At 51.1% G+C, this 18,432-nt stretch carries 20 protein-coding genes; 4 read left to right on the plus strand and 16 right to left on the minus strand.

Annotated features, from left to right (window positions below):
* Genes ulaD through ulaA form a run of 4 tightly spaced genes read right to left on the minus strand, consistent with a single transcriptional unit; the run spans position 1 to position 2,857 of the window.
* Positions 1 to 651, minus strand: coding sequence for a 3-keto-L-gulonate-6-phosphate decarboxylase UlaD (ulaD, locus tag H9644_RS01855; RefSeq protein WP_064525811.1), 651 nt, complete (start codon positions 649 to 651; stop codon positions 1 to 3).
* A 13-nt stretch (positions 652 to 664) separates the two neighbouring features.
* On the minus strand, positions 665 to 1,129 hold the full coding sequence (gene ulaC, locus H9644_RS01860) for a PTS ascorbate transporter subunit IIA (protein WP_191772867.1): 465 nt from the start codon (positions 1,127 to 1,129) through the stop codon (positions 665 to 667).
* 9 nt (positions 1,130 to 1,138) lie between these two features.
* Positions 1,139 to 1,444 carry a PTS ascorbate transporter subunit IIB gene (gene ulaB / locus H9644_RS01865; protein ID WP_000218362.1) on the minus strand — a complete coding sequence of 102 codons (306 nt, stop codon included), beginning with the start codon at positions 1,442 to 1,444 and terminating at the stop codon, positions 1,139 to 1,141.
* Positions 1,445 to 1,459: 15 nt separating this feature from the next.
* Positions 1,460 to 2,857, minus strand: a complete 1,398-nt coding sequence (gene ulaA, locus H9644_RS01870) for a PTS ascorbate transporter subunit IIC (protein ID WP_001355100.1) — start codon at positions 2,855 to 2,857, stop codon at positions 1,460 to 1,462.
* 354 nt (positions 2,858 to 3,211) lie between these two features.
* Between ulaA and ulaG the strand changes: the two genes are divergently transcribed.
* Positions 3,212 to 4,276: an L-ascorbate 6-phosphate lactonase gene (gene ulaG, locus H9644_RS01875; RefSeq protein WP_001295191.1), complete on the plus strand. Its 1,065-nt coding sequence runs from the start codon at positions 3,212 to 3,214 to the stop codon at positions 4,274 to 4,276.
* Between the two features lie 107 nt (positions 4,277 to 4,383).
* Positions 4,384 to 5,139: an HTH-type transcriptional regulator UlaR gene (gene ulaR, locus H9644_RS01880; protein WP_000133631.1), complete on the plus strand. Its 756-nt coding sequence runs from the start codon at positions 4,384 to 4,386 to the stop codon at positions 5,137 to 5,139.
* Here ulaR and yjfP read toward each other — a convergent pair.
* Complete coding sequence (gene yjfP, locus H9644_RS01885; RefSeq protein ID WP_191772869.1) at positions 5,136 to 5,885, minus strand: esterase; 750 nt, start codon at positions 5,883 to 5,885, stop codon at positions 5,136 to 5,138. The genes ulaR and yjfP overlap by 4 nt on opposite strands.
* A gap of 181 nt (positions 5,886 to 6,066) precedes the next feature.
* Here yjfP and bsmA point away from each other — a divergent pair, with 181 nt between their 5' ends.
* Both bsmA and yjfN read left to right on the plus strand, forming a co-directional pair.
* Positions 6,067 to 6,396: a biofilm peroxide resistance protein BsmA gene (gene bsmA, locus H9644_RS01890; protein ID WP_064525807.1), complete on the plus strand. Its 330-nt coding sequence runs from the start codon at positions 6,067 to 6,069 to the stop codon at positions 6,394 to 6,396.
* Between the two features lie 341 nt (positions 6,397 to 6,737).
* Positions 6,738 to 7,013: a DUF1471 family protease activator YjfN gene (gene yjfN, locus H9644_RS01895; protein WP_001517630.1), complete on the plus strand. Its 276-nt coding sequence runs from the start codon at positions 6,738 to 6,740 to the stop codon at positions 7,011 to 7,013.
* Positions 7,014 to 7,129: 116 nt separating this feature from the next.
* On the opposite strand, the gene H9644_RS01900 is transcribed toward yjfN, so the two are convergent.
* The 11 genes from H9644_RS01900 to purA form a co-directional block, all read right to left on the minus strand.
* Positions 7,130 to 8,755 carry an isovaleryl-CoA dehydrogenase gene (locus H9644_RS01900; protein WP_191772872.1) on the minus strand — a complete coding sequence of 542 codons (1,626 nt, stop codon included), beginning with the start codon at positions 8,753 to 8,755 and terminating at the stop codon, positions 7,130 to 7,132.
* Between the two features lie 83 nt (positions 8,756 to 8,838).
* Positions 8,839 to 10,002, minus strand: coding sequence for a glutathionylspermidine synthase family protein (locus tag H9644_RS01905; RefSeq protein WP_191772874.1), 1,164 nt, complete (start codon positions 10,000 to 10,002; stop codon positions 8,839 to 8,841).
* Positions 10,003 to 10,004: 2 nt separating this feature from the next.
* A complete protein-coding gene (locus tag H9644_RS01910; RefSeq protein ID WP_064525802.1) occupies positions 10,005 to 10,643 on the minus strand; it encodes a DUF1190 domain-containing protein in 639 nt (212 codons plus the stop codon).
* Between the two features lie 9 nt (positions 10,644 to 10,652).
* Positions 10,653 to 11,051 (minus strand): DUF350 domain-containing protein, encoded by a 399-nt coding sequence (locus H9644_RS01915; protein WP_064525800.1) that lies wholly within the window; start codon positions 11,049 to 11,051, stop codon positions 10,653 to 10,655.
* A 17-nt stretch (positions 11,052 to 11,068) separates the two neighbouring features.
* A complete protein-coding gene (locus H9644_RS01920) occupies positions 11,069 to 11,728 on the minus strand; it encodes a YjfK family protein (RefSeq protein ID WP_191772875.1) in 660 nt (219 codons plus the stop codon).
* A gap of 50 nt (positions 11,729 to 11,778) precedes the next feature.
* Positions 11,779 to 12,477: a PspA/IM30 family protein gene (locus tag H9644_RS01925; RefSeq protein WP_064525796.1), complete on the minus strand. Its 699-nt coding sequence runs from the start codon at positions 12,475 to 12,477 to the stop codon at positions 11,779 to 11,781.
* A gap of 18 nt (positions 12,478 to 12,495) precedes the next feature.
* Complete coding sequence (locus H9644_RS01930) at positions 12,496 to 12,897, minus strand: YjfI family protein (RefSeq protein WP_064525794.1); 402 nt, start codon at positions 12,895 to 12,897, stop codon at positions 12,496 to 12,498.
* A gap of 126 nt (positions 12,898 to 13,023) precedes the next feature.
* Complete coding sequence (gene rlmB / locus H9644_RS01935) at positions 13,024 to 13,755, minus strand: 23S rRNA (guanosine(2251)-2'-O)-methyltransferase RlmB (RefSeq protein ID WP_001293282.1); 732 nt, start codon at positions 13,753 to 13,755, stop codon at positions 13,024 to 13,026.
* Positions 13,756 to 13,935: 180 nt separating this feature from the next.
* Entirely contained in the window at positions 13,936 to 16,377 is a 2,442-nt protein-coding gene (rnr, locus tag H9644_RS01940) for a ribonuclease R (RefSeq protein ID WP_064525793.1), read from the minus strand.
* A gap of 38 nt (positions 16,378 to 16,415) precedes the next feature.
* The gene (gene nsrR, locus H9644_RS01945) at positions 16,416 to 16,841 is read right to left on the minus strand and encodes a nitric oxide-sensing transcriptional repressor NsrR (RefSeq protein ID WP_001177639.1); all 426 of its coding nucleotides are present in this window, start codon (positions 16,839 to 16,841) and stop codon (positions 16,416 to 16,418) included.
* A gap of 206 nt (positions 16,842 to 17,047) precedes the next feature.
* Positions 17,048 to 18,346, minus strand: a complete 1,299-nt coding sequence (gene purA, locus H9644_RS01950) for an adenylosuccinate synthase (RefSeq protein WP_064525791.1) — start codon at positions 18,344 to 18,346, stop codon at positions 17,048 to 17,050.
* Positions 18,347 to 18,432 lie beyond the last annotated feature (86 nt).

The following is an 18,432-nucleotide window of genomic DNA, read 5'->3' on the forward strand; positions in this document are numbered from 1 at the left end:
TTAGCCCCACAGTTGGGCGATGGAACGTTTGAACTGACGCGCGGCTTCAACCGGAGACGCGGCGTCACGGATGCTGCGGCCAGCGATGAAGACATGAATCGGAATGCCTTTGAACAGCGGCAGATCTTCCAGCGCCAGGCCCCCGGTTACGGTCACTTTGAAGCCCATATCGGAAAGACGTTTAATTGCGGTGATATCCGCGTCGCCCCACGCCACGCCAGCGGCCTGCGCGTCACGGCTGCGGTGATAAACCACCTGCCCAATGCCTGCGTCACGCCACTGCTGCGCCTGTTCCCAGGTCCAGTAACCGGTCAGTTCGATCTGCACGTCGCCGTTAAACTCTTTTGCCACGTCCAGCGCACCTTTGGCGGTGTTGATATCCGCACAGCAAATCACGGTCACCCAGTCAGCGTTGGCTTCGAAGCACATACGAGAAAGGATTTTGCCCGCATCGGCAATTTTGGCGTCTGCCAGCACGATTTTGTGCGGGTAAAGCGCTTTCAGGTCACGAACCGCACGCACGCCTTCGCCCACGCACAGAATGGTACCCACTTCGATAATGTCGACTTCTTCGGCAATCAGGCGAGTGGTTTCGTAGGCGCTATCCATAGTCTGGTTGTCCAGCGCGACCTGCAACATCGGTAATGACATGTTCAATTCCTTCTTAAGCTGCCGCGTTGGTGCGGTCAATTAAATCCAGTACTTCCTGCTCGGTACGGCAGGCGCGTAAACGGTCGAAATTCTCTTCATCTTCAAACAGGTTGACTATCTGCATGATGCCCACTTCCTGGTGAGTGTTGGCATCGACCGCCGCCATGGTGATGAGGATATCCACCGGATCGTTGTCGTCGTGGTTAAATTCCAGCGGCTTTTTCAGCGTTACCAGAGAGAAACCTGTTTTCTTAACGCCCTCTTCCGGCCGCCCGTGCAGCATCGCCAGCCCCGGAGCGATAACGAAATAGGGGCCAAACTGTTCAACGCCATCCAGAATCGCCTGGTAGTAACGCGGTTCGACAACGTCCGCCGCCACCAGCAGGTCAACGCCGATTTTCACCGCTTCCTGCCAGGTATTTGCTTCGGCCTGCAGACGGATGGATTTATTTTCAGCCAGCGAATCACGTAATTTCATGGCGCGCCCTTACTTCACGTCCTGCGGGAAATGCTCTTTGATCACTTCCAGCAGTTTCGGGCCAAAGTCGGCAGGTGAGAGCATGTTGCGCACGCCAACCACATATTTGTTGCCGGTTACGGTGATTTCGCCCGCGATATGGGTAGAAGCGATGATGATATCCGCGCCGCTCAACTCACTTTTGTACTCGCCAACCGCGCAGCTGTTTACCGTGTGGTCGATGTTCGACTGGGTTAAAAACTGGTCCACTTTCATTTTCATGATCATGGAACTGCCTTGTCCGTTGCCACACACAGCCAGAATACGTACGGTCATAATCAAAACTCCTTATTAAGCAGACTGTTCTGCCAGTTGTTTTTCTGCATCTTCTTCTGCGCGCAGCGCGCGGCCAGCGAAGAACATATAAGCCAGTGCAATTACAATGATGACGGCCATAAAGGCGATACCGATGGAGAAGAAGCCCTGCATCATCGGCGGTGCCAGAATCGACCAGTCCGCCATGCCCATCCAGGCACTCATACCGGTGAGTTTCACCGCCCAGACGCAGCCGAAGATTTCAATCATCCCCATCACCAGACAAATTTTGAGTGCCGCACGCCAGCCGCCGAAGTGGTTAGCGAATACGCCAATAGTGGCGTTGGAGAAGAACATCGGAATAAAGCCTGGAATAATCAGAATGGAAGAGCCGCAGGCGACCAGAATGCCAACCGCAATCAGCTGACCGATGGTGCCCCACATAAAGCCCCAGACCACGGCGTTCGGCGCGAAGCTATAGATAGCCGCACAGTCAATCGCCAGAACCGCACCCGGGATCAGGCGCTGGGAGATACCGTTAAACGCTTCAGAGAGTTCCGCCACAAACATGCGCACGCCCTGAGTGATGATGAAAATCGCCACCGCAAAGGAGAAACCGGTTTGCAGGATGTAGACCGTCCAGTGCACTTTGCCCGCCATCGCCTGCACGGTGTCGATACCGAAGGAGAGCAGAATGGCGCCAAAGAAGATGGTCATTACAATCGCCGTGGAGACGATGTTGTCGTGGAAAATGTTCAGCCAGCCTGGCAGTTTGAGATCTTCAACGCTCTCCTCTTTTTTGCCGAGGAACGGCGCGACTTTATAGGCAATCCAGGATGCAAACTGTTGCTGGTGACCGATGGAGAAACCGCAGCCGTCCGTCACTTCCTGAGTTGGCTTGTACATCATGTTGGAGGTGATGCCCCAATAGAGCGAAACCAGAATCGCGGTGCAGATAATGGTGGTCCACATGGAGTAGCCGAAAATAAACAACGTAACGGCAATCAGCCCCGCCTGCTGGAACATAATGTGGCCGGTCAGCATGATGGTGCGAATGCCGGTAATGCGACGCAACAGCACGTAACAGATGTTCAGCGCCAGAGCCAGCAGTACCGCGTACCCCACCCAGCTATAGGCGTCACCCATGCGCTCGATAGTGGCCATCATGGAAGCGTAAGTATCTGAAATCGCACCGTTGATGCCGTAGACTTCAGACATTTTCGCCACCACCGGTTTGAAGGTGCTGGTCAGGATGCCGGACCCTGCCTGCAACAACATGAAACCAATAATGGTTTTTATCGTACCTTTGATAATTACACTGACACTTTTGCGCAGCAGGATGTAGCCCAGACAGGTCACAATACCCAACAACAACGGGGCATTGGTCATGACCTGGTTAAAAAACACGGTAAAGATGTTGTAGAGGATCTCCATAACGATCTCCTGAAGAAGAGGTAACCGAGTATTCCGCACACCCGGAATGTTGTGCACTCACTCTAATTTTCAAAAGTAATCACAACAAGATTATTTATGATTAAATGTGACGCGGCACGCAAATAATTCCATAACGAAAATACGGGATTCACGCCACGAAACACTTACTCATTTAAATTCATATAGTTAATTGAATTACACATTCCATTAAGTCTTTCCATACTCAAAATTCACAACAACTCCCCTGGCAAAAAGTCAAAAAATGGTCATTGCCTTCCTGAAAAAATAGTGTCAGGATTAATCAAAACCAATCACATGTTGATTCGAATTGAACTATCATGAAGGTAAATGGCGATGAGTAAAGTGAAAAGTATCACCCGTGAATCCTGGATCCTGAGCACTTTCCCGGAATGGGGTAGCTGGCTGAATGAAGAAATTGAACAAGAGCAGGTCGCTCCTGGCACATTTGCGATGTGGTGGCTCGGCTGTACTGGGATCTGGCTGAAATCGGAAGGCGGCACCAACGTCTGCGTCGATTTTTGGTGCGGTACTGGCAAACAAAGTCACGGTAACCCACTGATGAAACAGGGTCACCAGATGCAGCGCATGGCTGGCGTGAAAAAACTGCAGCCAAACCTGCGCACCACTCCGTTTGTCCTTGATCCATTTGCTATTCGCCAGATCGACGCCGTACTGGCAACTCACGATCACAACGATCATATCGACGTCAACGTCGCTGCTGCCGTGATGCAGAACTGCGCTGATGACGTACCGTTTATCGGACCGAAAACCTGCGTGGATTTATGGATCGGCTGGGGCGTACCGAAAGAACGCTGCATCGTGGTCAAACCGGGCGACGTGGTGAAAGTAAAAGATATCGAAATTCATGCACTTGACGCCTTCGACCGTACTGCACTGATTACCCTGCCTGCGGATCAAAAAGCGGCAGGCGTGCTGCCAGACGGCATGGACGATCGTGCGGTGAACTATCTGTTCAAAACGCCGGGCGGTTCGCTGTATCACAGCGGCGATTCCCACTACTCCAACTACTATGCAAAACATGGTAACGAGCATCAGATTGACGTGGCTTTAGGATCGTATGGTGAGAACCCGCGCGGTATTACCGACAAAATGACCAGCGCCGATATGCTGCGTATGGGTGAAGCCCTGAATGCGAAAGTGGTTATCCCGTTCCACCATGATATCTGGTCAAACTTCCAGGCCGATCCGCAGGAGATCCGCGTGCTATGGGAGATGAAAAAAGATCGTCTGAAATATGGCTTTAAGCCGTTTATCTGGCAGGTGGGCGGCAAGTTCACCTGGCCTCTGGATAAAGACAACTTCGAGTATCACTATCCGCGTGGTTTTGACGATTGCTTCACCATTGAACCGGATCTGCCGTTCAAATCGTTCCTGTAATCTGTCGTTGATACCGGATAGCGTGAAGATGTTCGCGCTATCCGGCGTAGTATTTCCTGGCTATTTCAAATATCATCTAAAAAAATCAAATTTTATCGGAATAGCTCATGACTGAAGCACAAAGACATCAAATCCTCCTGGAAATGCTCGCACAATTGGGCTTTGTGACCGTGGAGAAAGTCGTTGAGCGCCTGGGAATTTCACCTGCTACCGCGCGACGCGATATCAATAAACTCGACGAAAGCGGCAAACTGAAAAAAGTGCGTAATGGCGCAGAAGCTATTACCCAACAGCGCCCACGCTGGACGCCAATGAATCTGCACCAGGCACAAAATCACGATGAAAAAGTACGTATCGCCAAAGCGGCTTCACAGCTGGTCAACCCGGGCGAGAGCGTAGTCATCAACTGCGGCTCCACCGCGTTTCTGCTCGGGCGGGAAATGTGTGGCAAACCGGTGCAAATCATCACTAATTACCTGCCGTTGGCAAATTACCTGATCGATCAGGAACATGACAGCGTGATCATCATGGGCGGGCAGTACAACAAAAGTCAGTCCATCACCTTAAGCCCACAGGGCAGCGAAAATAGTCTCTATGCCGGACACTGGATGTTTACCAGCGGTAAAGGGCTGACGGCGGAAGGTTTGTATAAAACCGATATGCTGACGGCGATGGCAGAGCAGAAGATGCTGAGTGTGGTGGGGAAACTGGTAGTGCTGGTCGATAGCAGTAAGATTGGTGAACGCGCGGGTATGCTCTTTAGCCGCGCGGATCAAATCGATATGCTGATCACCGGCAAAAATGCTAACCCGGAGATTCTGCAACAGCTGGAAGCACAAGGGGTCAGCATTCTGCGTGTTTAAAGATGCTGGCGGAAAAACGCCACTGCGGCATCTAACGCCTCGGGCGTAATGCGGTGGCGCACACCTGGCTGCCATGAACAGGTTAATTGTTTATCCAGTCCCGCCTGTATTAATGCCTGCTGTAAACGAAGAGATTCATCGGCAGGCACTACGTCGTCATCAAGGCCATGCCACAGCAATAAAGGTCTGTCTCCAAGTTGTTCCACTTGCTTTGTCACTTCCCATTCCGCCAGCGGGGCGATAATGTTATTAAATTCGTTTTGCTGTGCTGCGGTTTCAGGTATTAGCGGTGGAAACAGTGAACGGGCAAGCGATGTGAAATAGCCCGATCCCATCATGCTGGCGGTACATTTCACCGTTGAGTGGAGAGCGGTAATCCCCAGCGCCGTCATCGCGCCCATCGACGCGCCACCAACCGCCAGACGGTCATCAAGCAGCCAGTTTTCTTCAGCTATTGCAGCACGTAAAGTAGTGAATTCCTGCATACTTTGTAGCAAGATTTGCCAGAATTGATTTAACCGCCGCGCTGCGTCGCCACTAAAACGACTACCGTGTTCGGGCGCATCCGGCATGATCACCCGTAAACCAGCCTGCGCCAGCGCGACGGCAAAATAGCTATAAACCAGGCTGGATGAAGTAAAGCCGTGATAAAAAATCACGCACGGTAACGGGATATCTTTTTGCCCTACGGGGTAAGCGTGAAGAACGGGAATATCTGCCAGCACGCACGATTCTATTTCAATCATTTGTCACTCCTTTTTGTCTGGTATGACATGAAGAAATCCTTAGCACAAGTTTCTGCTGGCGGTATTAGTTCATAATGTTGAGATATGGATTACGCTTTCGTCACGTTTTCATTCGAAAATCGCGTACCAGGTAACAATTCGGGAACATTCCCCTCAAGTTAAATTAATAAGGCACTACACTATGGTTAGCAGGAAACGTAATAGCGTTATTTACCGGTTTGCCAGTTTATTATTGGTGCTGATGTTAAGCGCCTGTAGCGCACTGCAAGGTACGCCACAGCCAGCACCGCCAGTAACGGACCATCCGCAAGAGATTCGCCGCGACCAGACCCAAGGGTTACAGCGAATAGGTAGCGTAAGCACGATGGTACGGGGTTCTCCGGATGACGCATTAGCAGAAATCAGAGCGAAAGCTGTCGCTGCAAAAGCTGATTATTACGTTGTCGTAATGGTGGATGAAACCATCGTGACAGGACAGTGGTATTCACAAGCCATTTTATACTCTAAATAATTCGAGTTGCAGGACAAAACGGCAGGGGCGTTTTGAACAACGCTTGCGTTGGCCCTGAAAGGGCGAGGCCTCAGGCCGAGTAACGCGACAAGCGAGTGAATCCCCAGGAGCTTACATAAGTAAGTGACTGGGGTGAGTGAACGCAGACGCAGCACATGCAACTTGAAGTATGACGAGTATATACCGTAAATAAATCAGACAACTTATACAGCCAGCTTTACATTGCTTTGCGTCCCTATGCGTTTACCTGTGCACAATAAATTACCGGCGGGAAGCTCGGGCGTTTATTACCGCGATGGAATGCCCTGCCACATGTGGGGAAACGAAAAATGGAGCTGACGATGAAACAATTACTTGCCTCACCCTCGCTGCAATTAGTGACTTGTCCTGCGAGCGCCACGGCACAGTCTGCAGAATTCGCCAGTGCTGACTGCGTGACGGGCCTGAATGAAATAGGTCAGATCTCGGTTAGCAATATTTCAGGGGATCCGCAGGACGTGGAACGTATCGTGGCGTTAAAGGCCGATGAACAAGGGGCGTCATGGTATCGCATTATTACCATGTATGAAGACCAGCAGCCCGATAACTGGCGCGTACAGGCGATACTGTATGCGTGAGTGGCATCAACAGCGAATGAACAATGCCGGATGCGGCGCGAGCGCCTTGTCCGGCCTACAATTTTCATATATTTCATTTAGTTAACCGAAACCAGCGTCGCATCAGGCGTATACGCTTACAAACACACACCGCCCGTCGCCCGCAGCAATAAATCATTCTGGATCTGCTCTGACAACCGCACGCTGCCGCGCGTATCTAACATCACCTGACACCACGCCTGCGCCATTGGCGGAGAAGCATATTTCAACATTTGCGCGCCGCAGCCCAGCAAAAATAATTGATGTGTTATCTCCCGTCCCAATTCTTCAGCTGGTTTGCGCAGTTGCTGTTGTAAGCGACGAACCGCACGGTCAAAATAACGATCTTGCCCTTTCACTTCCACAAACGCTTCTGTCAGCAAATCGTATACCCCAGCCTGCTTATTGAGAACGCGCAGCACATCGAGGCACATAATATTGCCAGAGCCTTCCCAGATGCTGTTTACCGGCATCTCCCGGTAAAGACGCGGTAGCTCGCTCTCCTCGCAATAGCCAATGCCGCCCAGCACCTCCATCGCTTCAGCCACAAACGGCATGCCTCGTTTGCAGATCACAAATTTAGCCGCAGGCGTAAATAAACGCGCCCACAGGGCTTCTTTGGCATCGGCACGTCGATCCCACGCCCGCGCCAGACGAAACAACAAAGCTGTTTGCCCTTCAAGCTGGAGCGCCATGCGGCTTAAGACATGGCGCATAAGAGGCTGTTGGATCAATGGATTACCAAATACATGGCGTTGATGAGCGTGATAAATCGCCAGCGAGAACGCACGACGCATCATAGCGTGGCTGCCCAGAGCACAATCAAAACGCGTCATCCCGCCCATTTTCAGGATCAGGCGAATCCCTTCCCCTTCCTGACCCAACAACCAGCCAATGGCATCCTGAAACTCCACTTCGCAACTGGCATTGGAACGATTACCCAGTTTATCTTTCAGACGCTCCAGGCGAATCGCGTTGCGTTGCCCGTCGGGCAAAAATCGCGGCACAAAAAAGCAGGACAAACCGCCCGCGGTCTGCGCCAGCACCAGATGCGCGTCACTTTGTGGCACCGAGAAAAACCATTTATGCCCCACCAACCGATAAGACCCATCGTCCAGACGTTCTGCGCGAGTGGTGTTGCTCATCACGTCGGAACCGCCCTGCTTTTCCGTCATTCCCATGCCAATCAACAAGCCGCGTTTTTGCCCGCCTGGCAATAAGTGGGAATCGTAGCGATCGCTCAACAGCGGCGTGGTCCAGTCCTGAAACGGCGCTGGCAACATCTGTAACAGCAATGGAGTAGCGGCAAAGGTCATGGTTATCGGGCATAACGATCCGGCCTCAACCTGCGCGTGCAGCATAAAACGCGCCGCCCGCGCCACAAATGCGCCAGAACGAGCATCTTCTTCCCAGGCCAGGTTGTGCACCCGATTGGTACATAACGCCTGCATCAGCAGGTGCCATGCAGGATGAAAACGGACATCGTCCAGACGACGCCCCTGGGCATCGTAGCGCAATAATTCAGGCGGGTTTACATTCGCCAGCCGCCCCAGTTCAAGGGATTCAGCTGTTCCGAGTTGCTGACCAATACTGGCGAGAAAATCGCTATCCCAGCCAGCGCCTTCGCGCGTTACCGCTTCGCAGAGCGCGCCATCAGAAAGGTATAAGTTGCTGTTATTTAAGGGTATAGGTTGATTAAAAACAGTGTGAGTTTGCCAGTGCACTGTGTCTCCCTCCATCAATGGCAGTCACCATTAGTATGGTCACTGCCACGGATTCCTGACAGAAAGAGATTGCTAAAACATTCTTAACCCGCAATGTAGTGCGGAACAAAACGCGAAGTGTCCTTAGTGATCAGCGTGTTATCTTCGCGGATGCCCATACCGCACGCTTCATCATCGACAATCCAGCTACCAATCAGCGTGTAACTATCGCCAAATCGCGGTAGCGGTTGAAACGCCTGATAGATCATCGGTTCATCGGCGTAATCGCCATCTGCATGGTCAACGACATTATTCTTGCCGTCAAAAATGGTGACGTTACCACCTTCACGCGAATAGATCGGTTTACGTACGTAGCTTTCGCCAGCGGCAATCTGCGGTGTCTCGCCATCGAACCAGGACGCCAGAAGATTAGGATGACCAGGAAAGAAGCGCCAAAGCAGCGGCATTAACCCTTTGTTGCTCAAAATACTTTTCCATAACGGTTCCACCCACTGCTCACGACGTTTGCGCAGAAGAGGACCGTTATCATCACGCATCATCCACTCCAGCGGATAAAGCTTAAATGCGCGCTGGATGACGTTATCATCAAGATCGGTCAGCACGCCGCCGACGCCCAAACCGAGATCTTCAATGTAGATAAACCGAGACTCCTGCCCTGCCTGCTGGGCGCAGTCCTGCAAATACAACACGGTTGTCCTGTCTTCGTCAGTATCCTGACAACAGCAAAAATAAAACGGCTCCCGACTATAAAGCTCACTAAAGCGCGAGATCAGGCATTCCTGAATGGCATTGTATTGATCGGCATCACGCGGAATAACGCCGTTTCGCCGGGCATCTTCCAGCCACAACCACTGGAAATAAGCCGACTCGTACAATGAAGTTGGCGTATCGGCGTTGTACTCCAGCAGCTTAACCGGCGCATTACCACACCAGGCAAAATCCATACGGCCATACAGCGAAGGATCGCGTGCGCGCCAGCTTTCAGCAATCACATCCCAGTACAGCGGTGGGATCGCCAGTTGCGTCAGGATCTGTTCATCTTTAACCGCGCGCTCCACCACATCGAGGCACATCTGGTGCAGTTCCGCAGTGGGCTTTTCGATCAGCTCTTCAATCTGGCGCAGGGTAAATCGGTAGGCCCGACTCTCATCCCAATAGATTTCATTATCGATGATATGAAAGTCGAAACCGTTATTGGCGGCGATCTGGTCAAGATCCCGCCGCACAGGAACATTGTGTCTCAGCATGATTAGCCTCCCCAATGCCCGCGGGCACTGGACGAGCGACCATAGCCGCCGCGAGAAACAGTCGAGGCTTTTTTGGTGGTAAAACCACCAGTAGAGTAAGACTCTTTTTTACCAGAGCCGGAGCGCCAGGAGTAATCACCGGAAGTATTGCGCCAGACGGGTCGCGAAGCAAATGAGGATCCGCCGCTGTTATAGACGAACTGCTCATCGCGATCTTTACGAATAACCCGGCTTAACAAAAATCCAGAAACGACCGGGATCCAACTCTGTTCGATATTGTCGTAATAGCAATTTTGATACTTAGACTGACAATTTTGCTGAGTCATATTCTTCGGTACATCGGCATAAAATGCCGCTTTGGCGTTGTTCCAGCCACGCGCGCAAATGTCTGCATTATTACCGTCATCAATACAATCCTGCACTGTCGAATAAAACGTTCCGTCACCGTCGTTATCGACATCGCTACTTTCACTCCATCCTTTGATCACTAAAAAAACTGCGCCGCCCATAATCGCCAGCGTGAGATATTTTTGTGCGTAGCGATTGCGACGTGGCTCAAAAGGATTATTGGGTCTACCAATGCGACTGATCGCTCCGTGACCAATTTTACTGTTATTTCTTGATTTGCGTTTTCTGGCCATGATCGTCCATTACCATGTCATACAAGCTGCGTTAAAAATACCGCCAGCCAGCGCGGCGGTTCCCATAAACATTCCTGCCGCAGTGTTGTGATTAATAATTTTATCGCTTAATGCCGGCATATAAAGTCTGACGCCAGCAAAAACGAGTAACTGAATCACCAGAGCGATACCCCCCCAGGCGAAATAATCCGGGATGCTCACCGCGTTAATTGCCGCACTGGATAACGGGATCACGTAGCCCAACAATGTACCGCTGAACGCCAGCGACGCCGCAGTGTTATTATTCTTGATCAACTGCCATTCATTATGCGGAGTAATTTTGGAATAGATAAAAAGAAAAACGATTACCATCGCCACGCCGATAAAAAAATAGGCGCTAAAAGCAAGGAGTGAATCCAGTATATGCATTATAAACGTCCCTGTAATTAACCAATAATATGAAGTGATGTCAGTGGGATATCGACACCCAGAGCGCGCGAAAATAGCCACTCCGGCTCGCCGAGATCGTTAAAAGATTCCTCACCATTTAAAAGCAAATATTCGTAAGTATCTTCGGTCACTTGCCGTTGGTAGCCCATGGTAAAATTATGCACTTCCCATTTGGCATGGTTTTGATTTTCTACTTTTTCCAGCATGTAGACGGGTTCAATATTTCCCGGTTCTTCGCTGTTAAAAAATCTCTGCCAGCATTTTTCCTGCCAGTTTAAGGTTATCGCCCCCATCGCTTTGGCGTTGATCGCCTCGCGCCAGTAACTCTCTTTGCTGATGCCGTAGCTCTCTTCGTAGACAAAGAGCTTGATATCATCAATGTCATCAATATCTTCGCCGCCAGTAGTATTGATTTGCAGAAATTCATCGCCCGAAGTGTAGTAGCGGAAAATCTGGCTACCACCGCCCAGATCGATGTGGCTGACGGCGGCCACTGTGTATTCTTCCCCCGGCAACGCAATCAGCAATTCATCTTCCAGTAAACGAAACGCTAATGTGTCGAGCGTAAAGCCACTATTGAGATGGAGTCCCAGCGGACCGCGAGTAATAGCAGGCTTATCATCCTTGCCAAACAGGCGCTGGAAAAAACCAGACATATTTTATCCTTAAAATAGTTGCCAGTCTTTTAGTAAGGCTGGCAAAAAAATTACTCGCCCTGTTGGCGTTGCAGTCTTGCCAGCACATCCTGGGCGCTGCTTTTATTGGTGCCGCCAATTCCGGCTTCCGCCAGCTTTTCGTCAAGGTCGCGACCGTCTGCGACTTTTTCCAGCTGTGCGGCGGCATCCAGTCGAGCCTGACGTTCAGCCTGACGCGTTTGCAGGCGTTTTAATGACTCTGCCGCTGTCGAAACGCTGGAAGAGGCGCCAACGGTCGAGGTCGTTACGGCCTGCTGCGCACGCTGCATGGCTTCAGTCGCTTTAACGACTTCCATTTGTTGCTCAAATTGGGCAATACGCTGTGCCGTCGCCGCAACGGCTTTTTCCACGCCATCGCGGGAGACTTCCAGATTCGACAATACTTGTTCTTCAGCGGTAATGAGATTCTCAAGGCGGGCGATTTCTTCAGCGACTTCGTTAATCAACGACGGATTAACGTTCTTATTTAACGCTTCCAGCGCACGGGCTTCCAGACCAGCTTTACGTTCGCGTAAATCTTTCAGTTTGTCGTTGCTTAATTTCACTCGCGCCAGCAGATCGACGCGCGATTTTCCAGCTTTATCCAGTTCAGCTTTAGCGTCGCGAATATGTTGCTCCAGCATCCGTACACCCTGAGTTTCTTCAATGGATTCTTCTGCCTGAGAGATAAAAGATTTACCCAGCGTAAATAAACTTTTTAAAATCCCCATAAATACTTTTCCTTGTAATTAGTGTGAATATTCTTCAGTAATTTCAGCCAGATCCAATGCGTTATCCACCAGCGTGGTTATCTCCAGCAGGATGTCTTCAAGGGAAGATTTAAGCGATAACGCCCCGAAAACGATGTAATACTCTTCCTGTTGCACACTGGAGATCCCCACCGATGACAGCGGCATAATCTTCTGATTTCTTAATAAAAAGGTATTAAATTCATCCGGATTGCTGATACAACTTACCGGGCAAATAAAAGTTTCGATAATCATCTGGCGGGAAGTAAAAAGAATATTGATCTGCAAATCGCCATAATCATTCATTTTAATAATTAATGCGTTTTCGCTATTCGTTATATCAATATTTTGTTCAGGTACAGTTTGCAGCGCCGTCGCCAGCGCCAACGGATTCCATGTCATATATTATTCCATATAGATTAAAGTTAATTATTAATAAAATGAATATTTGTAGAGCGTAATTATCTTACCAGCTATAGATAAAAAAAAACCATCCAAATCTGGATGGTTTTTCTTAAATCAGAGGGATTAGCTGCGCTGACGCACCGCTTCAAATAAGCAAATTCCGGTCGCAACCGAAACGTTCAGCGAAGAAACGCTTCCGGCCATCGGGATGCTGATCAACTCATCGCAATGTTCACGGGTCAGGCGACGCATACCTTCACCTTCTGCGCCCATTACCAGCGCCAGGCGCCCGGTCATTTTGCTCTGATAGAGCGTGTGATCCGCTTCACCTGCCGTACCGACGATCCAGATATTCTCTTCCTGCAACATACGCATAGTGCGCGCCAGGTTGGTCACCCGAATTAGCGGAACACTTTCTGCCGCGCCGCAGGCCACTTTTTTCGCCGTGGCGTTGAGCTGTGCAGAGCGATCTTTCGGCACAATTACCGCATGAACGCCAGCAGCATCCGCGCTACGCAGGCACGCACCGAGATTATGCGGATCGGTTACACCGTCGAGGATCAGCAGGAACGGTTGATCGAGCGAAGCGATCAGATCCGGCAGATCGTTTTCCTGATACTGCCGTCCAGGCTTCACGCGGGCGATAATGCCCTGATGCACGGCACCGTCGCTTTTCTCGTCGAGATATTGCCGATTTGCCAACTGGATAACCACGCCCTGAGACTCAAGGGCGTGAATCAGCGGTAACAGACGTTTATCTTCACGGCCTTTTAAAATAAAGACTTCCTGAAAACGTTCAGGGGCGCGCTCCAGCAGGGCCTGCACTGCGTGGATGCCGTAAATCATTTCGCTCATTAATGTACTCGTTGTTTACGTTTTGCCTGATGCGCTACGCTTATCAGGCCTACATGATCCCTGCAATATATTGAATTTGCGTGATTATGTAGGCCGGATAAGGCGTTCACGCCGCATCCGGCATGAACAAAGCGCATTTTGTCAGCAATCTGACCCTCTTCTGTTTGAAGAGGGTATTGATCACTCTGCCACTTTTTTCTTCGCCGCACGCTTCGCTTTGGTCGCAGCGGCTATTTTTTGTGTTTTAGCCGATGGCTTTTTCGCTTTTTTCGCGTCTTTCTTCACCGCTTTCGGCTTCGCTTTTTTCTCACCACGGAAGGCGCTATCTGGCTCAAAGTTTACCTTTTTGCCTACCTGACGACGCTTACCGCCTTTTTTGCCGGCATCGCCTTTTTTCGCTTTCTCGCGCGCGGTTTTACCAACGTTACGTGGTGCGCGTTCACTGGAGATCAGACTAAAGTCGATTTTGCGCTCGTCCATATTAACCGCTTCGACGCGAACTTCCACGCGGTCGCCCAGGCGGTAAGTCTGACCACTGGATTCGCCCATCAGACGTTGACCCACCTGGTCAAAGCGATAGTAGTCGTTGTCCAACGAAGAGACGTGGACCAGACCATCAATGAACAGGTCATCCAGGCGGACAAAGAAGCCGAAGCCAGTAACGCTGGCAATCACGCCTTTAAAGACGTTACCTACCTGGTCGAGCATGAAGTCACACTTCAGCCAGTCAGCCACATCGCGCGTTGCTTCATCGGCACGACGTTCTGCCATCGAACAGTGCTGGCCCAGTTGCAGCATCTCTTCCATCGAATAATGGTAGCCACCGGTTTCAGTGGTGTTGCCCTGATGCCCCTGCTCTTTCGCCAGCAGATACTTAATGGCGCGGTGCAGCGTAAGGTCAGGATAACGACGAATCGGCGAGGTAAAGTGCGCATAGGACTGCAATGCCAGACCGAAGTGACCGCGGTTTTCCGGATCGTAAATCGCCTGTTTCATCGAGCGCAGCAGCATAGTTTGCAGCATCTCTGCGTCAGGACGGTCGGCAACAGACTCCAGCAGTTCCGCGTAGTCACGCGGTTCCGGCTTATTACCCCCCGGCAGTTCCAGCCCCAGCTCCGCCAGCACTGAACGGAAAGAGGTAATCGCTTCGGTGCTCGGCTTGTCGTGAATACGGAACAGTGCCGGTTCTTTAGCTTTCTCAACGAAACGCGCCGCCGAGATATTCGCCAGAATCATGCACTCTTCAATTAACTTGTGTGCGTCGTTACGCTGAGTCTGTTCGATACGCTCAATACGGCGTTCAGCGTTGAAAATAAACTTCGCTTCTTCGCTCTCAAACGAGATCCCACCGCGTTCTTCACGGGCTTTATCCAGCACTTTATAGAGGTTATGCAGCTCTTCGAGATGCTTAACCAGCGGCGCGTACTGCTCGCGCAGATCCTGATCGCCCTGCAGAATATGCCAGACTTTGGTGTAGGTCAGACGCGCGTGAGAGCTCATCACCGCTTCGTAGAATTTGTAGCCAGTCAGGCGACCTTTCGACGAAATCGTCATCTCGCACACCATACACAGGCGATCTACCTGCGGGTTGAGCGAGCACAGGCCGTTAGAGAGCACTTCCGGCAGCATCGGGATAACCTGTGACGGGAAGTAGACCGAAGTACCACGGTTACGCGCTTCGCTGTCCAGCGGTGTTGGCGGACGCACATAGTAACTGACGTCGGCAATTGCGACCCACAAACGCCAACCGCCGCCGCGTTTTTTCTCGCAGTAAACCGCATCGTCAAAGTCACGGGCGTCTTCGCCATCAATGGTGACCAGCGGTAAATCGCGCAGATCAACACGGCCAGCTTTTGCTTCTTCCGGCACTTCTTCTTTCAGCCCGGCAACCTGTTGCTCAACAGCCTGCGGCCAGATGTACGGAATTTCATGGGTGCGCAGAGCGATATCGACCGCCATGCCAGTACCCATGTTATCGCCAAGCACTTCGACGATTTTACCCACCGCTTTGGTACGGCGAGTCGGGCGTTGAGTCAGTTCGACAACGACCACAAAGCCCATCCGCGCGCCCATGATCTGATCGGGCGGGATTAAAATATCGAAGCTCAGACGGCTATCATCAGGAACCACAAAGCCGACGCCCGCTTCGGTAAAATAGCGGCCAACAATCTGGCTGTTTTTTGGCACCAGTACGCGGACTATTCGCGCTTCACGGCGGCCTTTACGGTCAGCACCCAGCGGTTGCGCCAGCACCTGATCGCCATGAATGCAGGTTTTCATCTGCTCGCTGGAGAGATACAAATCATCTTTACGTCCTTCAACCCGTAGAAAGCCGTAGCCATCACGGTGGCCAATAACGGTACCTTTCACCAGGTCGAGGCGTTCCGGCAGCGCATAGCACTGACGGCGGGTGAAGACCAGTTGACCGTCGCGCTCCATCGCGCGCAGGCGGCGACGCAGGCCTTCAAGCTGCTCTTCGCCTTCAATGTGCAGTTCTACTGCCAGCTCATCACGGCTGGCCGGTTTTTCACGCTTGGTTAAATGTTCGAGGATAAATTCCCGACTAGGGATGGGATTCGCGTATTTTTCAGCTTCGCGTTCCTGGAAAGGATCTTGTGACATCTCGGTTCCTCCGTTGTCATCTCTGATGAAGATTTTCGTCACTCCACCAGCAATAATTTATAAAGCGGTTGATTCTCTTCAACCAAATCGGCAAGCGTGTAGTTATCCAGTTCCGTAAGAAAACTTTGCACGGCCTTAGAAAGTGCCTGCTTCAACCGACAGGCAGGTGTAATGTGGCAAAACTCACTGCTGCAATTCACCAGAGATAAGGGTTCCAGCTCGCGCACCACATCACCAATACGTATCGCACTCGCCGGTTTACCAAGACGAATGCCGCCATTTTTTCCACGAACAGCAGTCACGTAGCCGGCACGACTAAGTTGATTGATTATTTTGACCATATGATTACGGGAGACGCCGTAGACGTCAGTCACTTCAGAAATACTGGTCATCCGCCCTTCTGGCAATGATGCCATATAGATCAGCGCGCGTAATCCGTAATCAGTGAAACTCGTTAACTGCACATCAACCTCAAAAAAGGGAAATCGGGAAAAAATACATTTATATTGATGATAAACCAGCCACAAGCTGTGTCGCTAATTTATTTCAGTTTGGGGAAGGAAAAAAGCGAGGATTTAACACTGTGTCGGATAGCGTAATAGCTTACCCGACACAGCAATGTATCACACTGTTAGCCCAGCAGGCAAAATATCTGCCGGGCGTACCAGAATTACGCGTCGAACGGGTCGCGCAGAATCATGGTTTCAGTACGATCCGGGCCGGTAGAGATGATATCGATCGGCACACCGGTCAGCTCTTCAATGCGCTTGATGTAGTTCAGCGCCGCCTGCGGCAGGCCGTTACGATCTTTCACGCCGAAGGTGGATTCAGACCAGCCCGGCATGGTTTCGTAAATCGGCTCTACACCTTTCCAGTCGTCAGCTGCCAGCGGAGTGGTAGTCACTTCGCGGCCATCCGGCATACGGTAAGCCACGCAGAGTTTCACCTCTTTCAGGCCATCCAGAACGTCCAGTTTGGTCAGGCAGAAGCCAGACAGGGAGTTCAGCTGTACTGCACGACGAACAGCAACGGTGTCCAGCCAGCCGGTACGACGACGACGACCCGTAGTTGCGCCGAATTCGTTACCCTGCTTGCAGAGGAACTCGCCAGTTTCATCAAACAGCTCGGTCGGGAACGGACCTGCACCTACACGAGTGGAGTAAGCTTTGAGGATACCCAGAACGTAATCAACATAACGCGGGCCCAGGCCGGAACCGGTCGCCACGCCACCTGCAGTGGTGTTGGAAGAAGTTACGTACGGATAAGTACCGTGGTCGATATCCAGCAGCGTACCCTGCGCACCTTCGAACATGACGAAATCGCCACGCTGACGCGCCTGGTCGAGCAGGTCAGAAACGTCAACCACCATAGAAGTCAGGATGTCAGCAACAGCCATCGTATCATCCAGAACTTTCTGGTAATCAACCGCTTCAACTTTGTAGTAGTTAACCAACTGGAAGTTGTGATATTCCATCACTTCTTTCAGTTTTTCAGCGAAGGTTTCTTTGTCGAAAAGGTCGCCAACACGCAGACCGCGACGTGCCACTTTATCTTCATAAGCAGGCCCGATACCACGACCCGTGGTGCCGATCGCTTTCGCACCACGTGCTTTCTCACGCGCGTTATCCAGCGCAACGTGATAATCAAGGATCAGCGGACATGCTTCAGACAGCAGCAGACGCTCACGAACGGGGATGCCACGGTCTTCCAGTTCTTTCATCTCTTTCATCAGCGCAGCCGGAGACAGCACAACACCGTTACCGATGATGCTGGTTACATTCTCACGGAGAATACCTGATGGAATAAGATGGAGAACGGTTTTTTCACCGTTGATTACGAGAGTATGGCCTGCGTTGTGACCGCCCTGGTAGCGTACAACATATTTAGCCCGTTCAGTCAGAAGATCGACGATCTTACCTTTACCTTCGTCACCCCATTGGGTGCCCAGTACGACGACGTTGTTACCCATTTTTCAAAATCACCGTTTGCTTAAAAATGGATTCTACCATCGCTTTTTCAGAGTTACAGCACTTTTTGCATCCAAAAATGACCTTA

Source organism: Escherichia whittamii (assembly GCF_014836715.1).
GTDB lineage: Bacteria > Pseudomonadota > Gammaproteobacteria > Enterobacterales > Enterobacteriaceae > Escherichia > Escherichia whittamii.

Excerpts from the sequence above, each read along its gene's own strand:
- ulaD (WP_064525811.1), bottom strand. The coding sequence starts at position 651 with ATGTCATTACCGATGTTGCAGGTCGCGCTGGACAACCAGACTATGGAT.
- ulaC (WP_191772867.1), bottom strand. The coding sequence starts at position 1,129 with ATGAAATTACGTGATTCGCTGGCTGAAAATAAATCCATCCGTCTGCAG.
- ulaB (WP_000218362.1), bottom strand. The coding sequence starts at position 1,444 with ATGACCGTACGTATTCTGGCTGTGTGTGGCAACGGACAAGGCAGTTCC.
- ulaA (WP_001355100.1), bottom strand. The coding sequence starts at position 2,857 with ATGGAGATCCTCTACAACATCTTTACCGTGTTTTTTAACCAGGTCATG.
- ulaG (WP_001295191.1), top strand. The coding sequence starts at position 3,212 with ATGAGTAAAGTGAAAAGTATCACCCGTGAATCCTGGATCCTGAGCACT.
- ulaR (WP_000133631.1), top strand. The coding sequence starts at position 4,384 with ATGACTGAAGCACAAAGACATCAAATCCTCCTGGAAATGCTCGCACAA.
- yjfP (WP_191772869.1), bottom strand. The coding sequence starts at position 5,885 with ATGATTGAAATAGAATCGTGCGTGCTGGCAGATATTCCCGTTCTTCAC.
- bsmA (WP_064525807.1), top strand. The coding sequence starts at position 6,067 with ATGGTTAGCAGGAAACGTAATAGCGTTATTTACCGGTTTGCCAGTTTA.
- yjfN (WP_001517630.1), top strand. The coding sequence starts at position 6,738 with ATGAAACAATTACTTGCCTCACCCTCGCTGCAATTAGTGACTTGTCCT.
- H9644_RS01905 (WP_191772874.1), bottom strand. The coding sequence starts at position 10,002 with ATGCTGAGACACAATGTTCCTGTGCGGCGGGATCTTGACCAGATCGCC.
- H9644_RS01910 (WP_064525802.1), bottom strand. The coding sequence starts at position 10,643 with ATGGCCAGAAAACGCAAATCAAGAAATAACAGTAAAATTGGTCACGGA.
- H9644_RS01915 (WP_064525800.1), bottom strand. The coding sequence starts at position 11,051 with ATGCATATACTGGATTCACTCCTTGCTTTTAGCGCCTATTTTTTTATC.
- H9644_RS01920 (WP_191772875.1), bottom strand. The coding sequence starts at position 11,728 with ATGTCTGGTTTTTTCCAGCGCCTGTTTGGCAAGGATGATAAGCCTGCT.
- H9644_RS01925 (WP_064525796.1), bottom strand. The coding sequence starts at position 12,477 with ATGGGGATTTTAAAAAGTTTATTTACGCTGGGTAAATCTTTTATCTCT.
- H9644_RS01930 (WP_064525794.1), bottom strand. The coding sequence starts at position 12,897 with ATGACATGGAATCCGTTGGCGCTGGCGACGGCGCTGCAAACTGTACCT.
- rlmB (WP_001293282.1), bottom strand. The coding sequence starts at position 13,755 with ATGAGCGAAATGATTTACGGCATCCACGCAGTGCAGGCCCTGCTGGAG.
- rnr (WP_064525793.1), bottom strand. The coding sequence starts at position 16,377 with ATGTCACAAGATCCTTTCCAGGAACGCGAAGCTGAAAAATACGCGAAT.
- purA (WP_064525791.1), bottom strand. The coding sequence starts at position 18,346 with ATGGGTAACAACGTCGTCGTACTGGGCACCCAATGGGGTGACGAAGGT.